This is a genomic window from Kerstersia similis (genome assembly GCF_965139615.1).
GTDB lineage: Bacteria > Pseudomonadota > Gammaproteobacteria > Burkholderiales > Burkholderiaceae_B > Kerstersia > Kerstersia similis.
Map to the genome: position 1 here is coordinate 106,025 of NZ_CBCSIQ010000011.1, position 7,453 is coordinate 113,477.

Here is a 7,453-nt window from a genome sequence, read left to right on the forward strand (position 1 = left end):
AGCACATCATATCAGCGCCGGGCGGCGGGTGCCGGACGGCTCCGCCACTGTTTCAGGCGATCCATCAGCAAATAAACGGCGGGCGTGGTGTACAGGGTGACCAACTGGCTGATGGCCAGGCCGCCGACAATGGCAATGCCCAGCGGTTGCCGCATTTCCGCGCCGTCTCCCGAGCCCATCGCGAGCGGCAGCGCGCCCAGCAGGCCTGCCATATTGGTCATCAGGATGGGACGCAGACGCTGGCAGGCTGCGGCATAGATGGCAGGGGCCGCGGCAACGCCGCGACGTTGCGCGACGAGGGCGAAATCCACCATCAGGATGGCATTTTTCATGACCATGCCGATCAACAGGAACAGGCCCAGCAAGGCAATCAGGGTGAATTCCGTTTGCGTGGCGCGCAAGGCCAGGAATGCGCCCAGGCCGGCAGAGGGCAGGGTGGAAAGAATGGTGAGCGGGTGCAGGGCGCTTTCGTACAGGATGCCCAGCACCAGATACACGGCGATCAGTACGCCTAGCAACAACAAGGGTTGTGTATCCATGCTGCTCTGGAACATGCCGGCATTGCCTCCCAGGCGGGCCTGCACCTCATTGGGCAGCATGATTTCCCCCAGCGTACGGTCAATGGCTGCCATGGCGGTATCCAGCGACACGCCATCGGCAAGCGAGAAGCTGATGTTTTCGGCAGCAAAGGCGCCGTCATGGTTCACCCGGTCACGCACCATGCTGTAGTCGTAGCGGGCGAAGGCGCTGAGCGGTACGCGCCGGCCATCACGCGCCAGCACATGCAGCTGGTCCAGGGTTTCCGGCCTGCCGGTATAGCGCGGATCCAGTTCCATGACGATGCGGTACTGGTTCAGGGGGCTATACAGCGTGGCGACCTGACGCTGGCTGAAGGCGTTGCTGAGCGTGGCGGCGATGGCTTCCATGTCCACGCCCAGCTGGCGGGCGGCTTCGCGGTCGATTTCCAGATTGATCTGCTGGGTGCGATCGCTGTTGCTGGGTGAAATATCGACCAGCTCGGGGGTATCCATGAGCGCTTCACGCACCCGTGGTGCCCAGGTGCGCAGCAAATCCAGGTCGCCGGACAGCAGGGTCAACTCATAGTCGCCGGAGCTACCCATGGAGCGTGGCAGGTTGATGTCCTGATCCACGGCCAGGAACAGCATGCCGGACGGAATGACTGGCTGCTGGGTGCGCAGGCGGTTGACCACTTCATTGGCGGTTTCGGTGCGTTCGCCCAGGGGTTTGAGCCGTATCAGCAGCCGCCCATTGCTGACACCCGTTCCGCCGCCGCTGGTGCCGATGACATCGGCAATGGCCGGGTCGTTGACCAGCAAGTGGCGGTATTGCTCGATCTTGGGTTGCATGACATGGAAGGAGGCACCGTCGTCGCCGCGGATGAAACCCTGCAATTGGCCGGTATCCTGCTGGGGCAGAAATCCCTTGGGGGCAGCCGCGAACAGCACGACCGTCAGGGCCATGGCTCCGACCAGCACCAGCAGGGCCAGCGGCTGGTGGCGCAGGCTCCAGCGCAGGCTGATGCCGTATTGCTGCCGGACACGGGCGAACAGCCTGTCATGCCAGGCGGCCTGGCGCGGCTGCGTGCCGGAGGCGCTGCGGCCGGGCAGCAATTGTGCGCACAGGCTGGGTGTCAGGCTGAGGGACAGGAACAATGACACCAGAACCGCGGCCGCCAGGGTAATGGAAAATTCGCGGAAGAAGCGTTCGATCATGCCGCCCAGCGCGAGGATGGCGACAAATACCATGATGAGCGCCAGGTTCATGGCTAGCAGGGTAAAGCCCATTTCCCCGGCGCCGCGAATCGCCGCCGGCAGTGGCGCCATGCCGCGCTCGATGTGGCGCTGGATGTTTTCCATGACGACGATGGCATCATCGACGACCAGCCCTGCCGCCACGATCAGCGCCATGACCGAGAGGTTGTTCAGCGAGAAGCCGTAGAGATAAATGATGGCCAGGGCACCGACCAGGGAAATGGGAATGGCGACGCTGGGGATCAATGCTGCCCGCCAGCTGCCGAGAAAGCCCAGAATGACGACGACAACCAGCGCAGAGGCGATCAGCAGGGTGAGGCCGGCTTCGCGCAGGGTCGCATGGATGCCGGGCGAGCGGTCAGCAACGACGGTCAGGGTGGCGTCCGAGGGGATCAGCGCCTGCAAGGCGGGCAGCTGGGCGCGGATATCGGCGATGGTGGCCACAATATTGGCGCCGGGTTGGCGGCTGACCATCAGGATGACTGCCGGGTTGTGATTGTGAAAGCCGCTGGTATAGCGGTCTTCCACGGAATCGGTGACGGTCGCAATGTCGGCCAGGCGCAGGGCCGCGCCATCCTGGTAGCGGATCACCAGATCCTGATACTGCGCCGCTTCTTTCTGCTGGTCGGCACTTTGCACCTGCCAGCGCAGCTTATCGTTTTCGATGATGCCCCTGGGCTGCAGCGGATTGGCATTCGAGAGCGCCTGGCGGACTTCATCCAGGGCGATGCCGCTGTGCGCGAGCGCCTGGGGGTTCAGCTGTACGCGGATGGCAGGCAGGGCGGCGCCATCGACGGAAACTTCGCTCACGCCTTGTATCTGGGCGATCTTCTGCGCCAGCACCGTCGCCGCGACATCATACAGTTGCCCGGGCGACAGATTGGGCGAGCTGAGCGCCAGTACCAGGATAGGCGCCTGGGACGGGTTGATCTTGAAGTAGCTGGGCAATTGCGGCATGCCGGCCGGCAACTCACCCTGGGCGGTATTGATGGCGGCCTGTACGTCGCGGGCGGCGTCATTGATATTGCGGGACAGGTCGAACTGCAGCAGGATGCTGGTGCCACCCTGTTCGCTGCGCGAGGTCATGCTGCTGACGCCGGAAATGCTGCCGAAGGCGCGTTCCAGTGGCGCGGCAACCGTTGCTGCCATGCTTTCCGGGTCTGCGCCGGGCAGGCTGGCGCGTACCATGATGGCGGGGAAATCCACGGCGGGCAGCGGGGCGACAGGCATCAGCCGGCCCGCCAGCAGGCCCAGCAGCAGTATTGCCACGGCAATCAGAATGCTGGCAATGGGCCGTTGGACAAAAGGACGCGCCAGGTTCACGCCTGCCGGCCCCCGTCCGGCGGATCGTCAGGCAGGTGGGCCGGCTTGCGGGGCGCTGCGTTGGCGTTCGACCGCCGATGGCTGCCGGTCAGGCGATCAAAGAAGAGATAAATGACCGGGGTCGTGAAAATGGTGAGCACCTGGCTGACCATCAGGCCACCGACCATGACGACCCCCAGCGGCTGCCGCAGTTCTGCGCCAGCGCCGCTGGCGAACATCAGGGGGACGGCGCCGAACAAGGCAGCCAGGGTGGTCATCAGGATGGGGCGGAAGCGTTGCAGCGCGGCGCTGCGTATTGCCTGAGTCGGCGTCAGCCCGCTGTTGCGTTCGGCATCCAGCGCGAAATCAATCATCATGATGCCGTTTTTCTTCACCAGGCCGATCAGCAGGATGATGCCGATAATGGCGATCAGGTCGAGTTCGCCGCCTGTGAGCAGCAGCGCCAGCAGCGCGCCTACCGCTGCCGAGGGCAGGGTGGACAGGATGGTGATGGGGTGGATGGCGCTTTCGTAGAGAATGCCCAGCACGATATACATCGTGACGACGGCTGCCAGGATCAGCCACAGCGTATTGGCCAGCGATTCGGAAAACGCTTCTGCCGCACCGGCAAAGCGAGCGTCCACCGAGGCGGGCAGGCCGATTTCCTGTTGTGCCTGGTTGATGGCCGCGACCGCCGCACCCAGGGAGGCGCCGGGCGCAAGGTTGAAAGAAATGGTGGTAGCGGGAAATTGGCCGACATGGGAAATCAGCACGGGTGCCCGGCGTTCGCTGATCCGCGCGATGCTGGCCAGCGGGACGGGGGTGCCGGTAGCGCTGGCGACATAGAGGCGCCCGAGGTCGGCGGGTTCCGTGGCGAAACCGGGCAGCACGCCCAGCACGATGCGGTACTGATTGTTCTGGGTGAACAGCGTGCTGACCTGGCGCTGGGCATAGGCGTCATAGAGCGCGGCATCAATGGCGCTGATGGTGATGCCCAGGCGCGCGGCCGCATCACGGTCAATGTCGATGTAGGCCTGCAAGCCATCGTTCTGCAGGTCGGCGGAGACATCCGCCAATTGCGGCAGCTCGCGCAGCCGGTCGATCAGCCGGGGCGCCCATTCTTCCAACTCATCCAGGCTGGGAGAGGTCAGCGTCATCTGGTACTGGGTGCGGCTGATCCGGTCGTCGATGGTCAGTTCCTGGATGGGTTGGAACCAGGCCTGGATGCCCTCGACGTTGTCGGCGTAACGGGCCAGGCGATCCAGGGTGTCCTGCAGGCTGCCTTCACGTTCGGCGTAGGGCTTGAGGTTGATCTGGATGCGGCCGCTGTTGAGCGTGTTGTTGGTGCCATCCACGCCGATGAAGGAGGACAGGCTTTCCACATCCGGATCCTGCAGCAGCGCACCCGCCAGCTCCTGCTGGCGTTGCGCCATGCTGGCGAACGACACCGTTTGCGGCGCTTCCGTGATGGCCAGGACGGCGCCGCTGTCCTGTACCGGGAAAAAGCCCTTGGGTGTCCAGAGATACAGGGCAACGGTTGCCACCATGGTGCCCAGGGTGAATAGCAGCGTGGCGGTCTGGTGGCGCAGCACCCAGTCCAGGGCCTGTCCATAGCGCTGGATCAGGCCGGAAAGCCAGTCACGGCGTTCGTGGCCATGATGCGGCGCCGGTTCGGGCAGCATGCGGGCGCACATCATGGGTGTGAGGGTCAGGGAGACCAACAGCGAAATGAAAATGGCAATGGCCAGGGTAATGGCGAATTCATGGAACAGCCGGCCTACTACCCCTTGCATGAATAGCAGCGGAATCAGTACGGCAATCAGTGAAACCGTCAGGGAAACCAGCGTGAAGCCGATCTGGCGGGCGCCTTTGAGCGCGGCTTGCATAGGGGACGCGCCCTGCTCGCGGTGGCGGGCGATGTTTTCCAGCATGACGATGGCATCGTCCACCACAAAGCCCGTGGCGATGGTCAGCGCCATCAGCGTCAGGGTATTGATGGAAAAGCCCGCCAGATAGATCACGCCGAAGGTGCCGATCAGCGACAGCGGTACGGCCAGGCTGGGAATCAGCGTGGCGGCGGCATTGCGCAGGAACAGCAGCGTGACCAGCACGACCAGGACAATGGCCAGCATGAGTTCCTGCAGGACATGGCGTACGGCGGCGCGGATATTCTGGGTGCGGTCCGTCAGGACCGTGACATCCACGCTGGCCGGCAGGCCGGCGGTCAGTTGTGGCAGCAATGCCTGGATGCGATCCACGACTTCGATGACATTGGCACCAGGCTGGCGCTGGATATTGAGCAATACCGCGGGCAATTCGCCGGACCAGGCAGCCAGGCGGCTGTCTTCCGGGCCGGAGATGATCTCGGCAATGTCGCCCAGCCGCAGCGGCGCACCATCCTGCCATGTCAGGATCAGGGCGCGGTAGTCGTCGGGGCTGCGCATTTGGTCGTTGGCGCTCATCATGACGGTACGCAGCGGCCCGTCGAAGCGGCCTTTGGGCTGGTTGGCGTTGGCCGCAGCGATGGCGCTGCGGACGGCGGCCATATCAAGCCCGTAAGATGCCAGGGCCGCCGGATTGACCTGCACGCGGATGGCTGGCCGCTGGCCGCCTGCCAGGCTGACCATGCCGACACCGTTGATCTGGGCCAGTTGTTGCGCCATGCGGGTATCGACCAGATCGTAGAGATCCGGCAGAGGCATGGTGGGCGAAGTGATTGCCAGTGTCAGGATGGGCGTGTCGGCCGGATTGACCTTGCGATAGACGGGGGGCGCGGGCAGATCCCGGGGCAGCAGATTGCCGGCTGCGCTCAGCGCCGCCTGAACCTCCTGCTCCGCCACGCTCATGTCCAGATCCAGCGAGAACTTGAGCGTGATGACGGAGGCACCGCTGCCGCTGGCGGAGGACATTTGCTGCAAGCCGGGAATCTGGCCCAGGCGCCGTTCGAGCGGCGCCGTGATGGCGCTGGTGGTGATATCCGGGCCGGCACCGGGGTAATAGGTGAATACCTGGATGATGGGGTAGTCCACCTGCGGCAGGGCGGCGACTGGCAGCAGGCGCCAGGCCATCAGGCCGGAGAGCAGCATGGCGATCATCAGCAGCGTGGTCGCAACGGGCCGCTGGATGAAGGGCGATGACAGGTTCATGAGCCTTACCGGCGCGGATCCGGACGCTGTTGCCCTGCCGGTGCCCCAACCGTGCCGCCGGATTCATCGACAATACGGACGTCGCGGCCTTCGCGCAGGCGATCCAGGCCTTCCAGCACGACATCATCCCCGGCACTCAGGCCGTCGAGCACGGCAATGCGGCCATCGTCGGAAATACCCAGCTTCACGGGGCGGATATAGGCCTTGTGCGCGTCATCGACCAGATAGACGTAGGCGCCGCGCGCGCCATACTGCACGGCATCGGTCGGGATGGTCAGGGCGTCGGGCAGGGTCGCCAGGCGCAGGCGTACATTGACGAACTGGTTGGGAAACAGCGTTTCGTCGGTGTTGGCGAAATCGGCGCGCAACTTGAGGGTGCCAGTGGCGGTATCTATGCGGTTGTCCAAGGTGCCCAGCGTGCCGCGTGCCAGTAGCGTCTGGTCATTGCGATCCCAGGCTTCCACGGCCAGCGTCGTGCCGCCGTGCATGGCTTCAAGCAAGGCGGGCAAGCGGTTCTCGGGAATGGAGAACACCACGGAAATCGGCTGCATCTGGGTGATGACGGCCATGCCTGTGCTGTCGCTGGCGCGCACCAGATTTCCGGCATCGACCTGACGCAAGCCGATGCGGCCCGAGATGGGGGCGGTAATGGTGGTATAGGAAAGCTGCAGCCGGGCATTATCGACACGCGCCTGGTCGATGCGTATGGTGCCCTTGTACTGCTGCGCCAGCGCCTGCTGGCTATCCAGCTCCTGGCGGGCGATGGAGTCCTGTTTGAACAGCGTCTGGTAGCGTTGCAGTTTCAGCTCGGCATTGCGCAACTGGGCCGTGTTCTGTTGCAGCTGGCCTTCGGCTTCCGACAGCGCGATCCGGTAAGGTGCCGGGTCGATACGTGCGAGGACATCGCCTTGCTTGACGTACTGGCCTTCGCGGAAGGCGACTTCCACCAGTTCGCCATCGACACGGCTGCGCACGGTGACGGTATTGAGCGGCGTGACGGTACCGATGGCACGTATCCATTCGCTCAGGGCTTCCTGGCGCACGGGAGCCAACCGTACCGGCGCAGGCAGGTTCCAGCTGGAGAATCCGCTGGGTGGCGGTGCGGGCGGGGCAATGACATAGCGCCAGAGCACAGCAGCTGCCGCTGCCAGGATGACAACGAGCAGCAGCAGCCGGAGCAGGCGGTTGCGAGGAGGGCGCGGCGGGCTCATGGCAGGGAGGCGGGTCGTGGGC

At 64.3% G+C, this 7,453-nt stretch carries 3 protein-coding genes; all 3 read right to left on the reverse strand.

All coding sequences use genetic code 11. The features are described 5' to 3' along the window. Positions 1-11 precede the first annotated feature (11 nt). Genes ACNA1V_RS08985 through ACNA1V_RS08995 form a run of 3 tightly spaced genes read right to left on the reverse strand, consistent with a single transcriptional unit; the run spans position 12 to position 7,431 of the window. Positions 12-3,089, reverse strand: a complete 3,078-nt coding sequence (locus ACNA1V_RS08985) for an efflux RND transporter permease subunit (RefSeq protein WP_415833263.1) — start codon at positions 3,087-3,089, stop codon at positions 12-14. 2 nt (positions 3,090-3,091) lie between these two features. Next, positions 3,092-6,220 carry a multidrug efflux RND transporter permease subunit gene (locus tag ACNA1V_RS08990; RefSeq protein ID WP_415833253.1) on the reverse strand — a complete coding sequence of 1,043 codons (3,129 nt, stop codon included), beginning with the start codon at positions 6,218-6,220 and terminating at the stop codon, positions 3,092-3,094. Between the two features lie 5 nt (positions 6,221-6,225). Further along, on the reverse strand, positions 6,226-7,431 hold the full coding sequence (locus tag ACNA1V_RS08995; RefSeq protein WP_415833264.1) for an MdtA/MuxA family multidrug efflux RND transporter periplasmic adaptor subunit: 1,206 nt from the start codon (positions 7,429-7,431) through the stop codon (positions 6,226-6,228). Between the last annotated feature and the right edge of the window lie 22 nt (positions 7,432-7,453).

Bases quoted from the DNA above. Each gene is read 5' to 3' on its own strand.
- ACNA1V_RS08990 (WP_415833253.1), bottom strand. From the start codon at position 6,220: ATGAACCTGTCATCGCCCTTCATCCAGCGGCCCGTTGCGACCACGCTG.
- ACNA1V_RS08995 (WP_415833264.1), bottom strand. From the start codon at position 7,431: ATGAGCCCGCCGCGCCCTCCTCGCAACCGCCTGCTCCGGCTGCTGCTG.